A 2886-nucleotide genomic window follows, 5' to 3' on the forward strand; every position below is an offset into this window, starting at 1 on the left:
CGAGTACGAACAGGCGCACTGGACGAGACTGGAGAAAGTCCCCCAGACCGCTTGATCACACGATCGCGGACTCCACGAAACTCGGGGCAGCTCAGGCGGAAGGACGCGTCGACCGGCGGCGTGGTCCCGGCGAGCGCGGCGGGGGCCCGGCCCCAGTCCGCGACGGTGACCAGCCGCTCGGCGACCTCGGCGCCACGCCCGGCGGGCGCCTGCGGGCCCGCCGGCAGGTACAGGCGGGAGTCGACGTCGAAGTCGTGGGCGAGTTCGTCGTCGAAGGTCTCCAGCCAGAAACCGCGCAGACCCAGCGACCCGGCGGGCGGTTCGGCGGAACGCGGGTCGGTGAACAGCGTCCGGTCCCGCGTCAGCTCCCGCAGGACGGTACGCGCCTGAGCCGTGTCGGTGATGTCCGCAACAGGATTGGGACGGCCGGAGTAGACATCCGCGGTGATTCTCAGCATGTATCCGCTCTCCATGGACAAGGAGTGGCTCGAGTAGGGGGGATCAGGCACCGGCGGGCCGGCCCGCCACCGCAGGAGCCCGTCCCGACACGGGACCGGGACAGCCGCGACACCACAGCGACACCACAGCACGCGCCACCCGGCCCGGTGCGGCCGTTTCTACACGCCGCCACAGAGCCCGGAACCCCGGCACGCGACGACGGCGACCGGATGTCGCCCCAGCGGTTCAACACCCACCCACACACCACCCCCCACACCCCACACCCCGGCGCAGCACACGCGACGCAAACACACCGGGACCCAGGGGCCGGGGGCCGGGGACCGGGGCCAAGCAGGCCGGGGCCCACGGCGGGCGGGCCGGGACCGACGGGGCCAGGGGCCGACGGGCCCGGGGGCCGCGCAGCGGGGCCAGAACCGCGGGGCCGCGCAGCGGGACCGAGGCAAGCGGGCGACGCAGCGGGCCGGGGCCCGGGGGGCGGAGGCAAGCGGGCCGGGACCGGGGCCGACGGGGCCGGGGCGGCGCAGCGGGCCCGGGGGCGGCGTGCGGGCGGGCCCGGGGGCGGCGTGCGGGCGGGCCCGGGGGCCGGGGCAGCGGACCGGGACCAGGGCAAGCACGCGGCGCAAGCAGGCGACGCAGCGGGCCGGAACCGCAGGGCGGCGCAGCGGGCGGGCCGGGACCGGGGCAAGCACGCGGCGCAAGCAGGCCGGGACCGGGGGGCGGCGTGCGGGCGGGCCGAGGCCGACGGGACCGGGGGGCGGCATGCGGGCGGGCCGAGGCCGACGGGACCAGGGGGCGGCATGCGGGCGGGCCGAGGCCGACGGGACCAGGGGCAGCGCAGCGGACCGGGACCGGGGCCCGGGGCAGCGGGGTCGGGGGGCGGCGCAGCGGCCCGAGGCCGGGCAAGCAGGCGGCGCAGCGGGGGGCGGCGTGCGGGCGGGCCGGGACCGGGGCAAGCAGGCGGCGCAGCGGGGGGCGGCGTGCGGGCGGGCCGGGACCGGGGCAAGCAGGCGGCGCAAGCAGGCCGGGACCGACGGGGCCAGGGGCCGACGGGGCCCGGGGGCCGACGCAGCGGGGCCGGAACCGCAGGGCGGCGCAGCGGGCGGGCCGGGGCCTGCGGCGAACGGCCGCCGGGCAGGCCGCGGGCGGCCGCCGGGCGGCGGGCGGGTGGTGACGGTCCGTGCCCCGGTACCGCCACTCGCGGTACAGCGGACCGGCCCGGGGCCGTCACCGCGCCGGCCAGAGGCACACGGCGAAACAACCCACCGGCCGGGCGGCGGGCTGCAGGCGGGCGGTGACGGTCCGTGCCCCGGTACCGCCACTCCCGCACCGGGGCACCGGGAACGTCGGGGGCGGGGTGGTGCCCGTCGGCCGGCAGGGCCCGTCAGGCCCGGGCGCGCTCCCCCACGCCGACGGCACGCAGAGCGCGGGCGGTGGTCTCCCGGTGCTCGCCGACCGGGGCGACGTAGTCCAGGACGGCACGCGCGGCGTCCTCGCCCAGGGTACGGGTGATCACCCAGGTGGCGAGGTACTGGGAGGCCAGACAGCCACCCGCGGTGGCGATGTTGCCCTCGGCGTGGAACGGCGCGTCGGGCACGGTGACACCGAGGGCCTTGAGGAAGGGCCGGGTCGTCCGGTCGGTACAGGCCGGCATCGAACCCAGCAGGCCCAGACGGGCCAACACCAGCGCGCCGGAGCACTGGGCGCCGATCAACTGCCGGCCGGGGTCCAGCGGCAGCCGGGCGAGCAACGGGGCGTCGGCGACCACCTCACGGGTCCGGACCCCACTGCCGATCAGCACGACATCGGCCTCGGCGACGAACTCGATCGGGCGCTGCCCGGCGACCCGGACACCGTTCATCGACGTGACCTGCGGCGTCGGTGTGGTGATGAAAGCCTCCAGGCCGTCCTCGCGGCAGCGGTTGATCAGCGCGGAAGCGATGAAACTGTCGAGCTCGTTGAACCCGTCGAAGGTGACCACCGCGACCTGTGCCATCACTGCTCCCTCAAACGGCATCACATGTCCGACCCCCAGTGTGCCGCGCCCCACAGCCGAGACGCGACGGCACCGGAGCGGAACAACACCGGATACCGGGAGCCGGGGACACGACGGGGCGGCACCGGGACGGGGGCCGGAGCGGGGCGGCACCAGTGCCGGGGCCGGTGCCGGGGCCGGGGCCGGGGCCGGGGCCGGGGCCGGGGCCGGGGCCGGGGCCGGGACGCTGCCGAGACAGTGCCGAGACGGGGGCGGCGCCGGGACGGTGCCAGGGCGGGTGCCGGGGCCGGGGGCCGGGGCCGGGACGGAGCGGGACGGCGCCAGGGCCGGGGCCGGGGCGGGGGTTCAGGCGGCTCTACCTTCTGAGCCGGGTTGGTCTGGTCATTCGTAGGGTTGGACCACCCAGGGGTGCTGGGTGTGGCTATCAGGCGGCT

The 2886-nt window shown here is 78.0% G+C and carries 1 protein-coding gene and 1 pseudogene; both read right to left on the reverse strand.

The genetic code is table 11. The features are described 5' to 3' along the window. Nucleotides 1-458, reverse strand: a pseudogene (locus ACIQ87_RS40240) (hypothetical protein); the annotation flags it as partial. 1382 nt (nucleotides 459-1840) lie between these two features. Next, nucleotides 1841-2452, reverse strand: a complete 612-nt coding sequence (locus tag ACIQ87_RS40245; RefSeq protein WP_402417233.1) for an AraC family transcriptional regulator — start codon at nucleotides 2450-2452, stop codon at nucleotides 1841-1843. Between the last annotated feature and the right edge of the window lie 434 nt (nucleotides 2453-2886).

The sequence above is a fragment of the Kitasatospora sp. NPDC096204 genome (genome assembly GCF_044763205.1).
In the GTDB taxonomy this organism is placed as follows: domain Bacteria; phylum Actinomycetota; class Actinomycetes; order Streptomycetales; family Streptomycetaceae; genus Kitasatospora.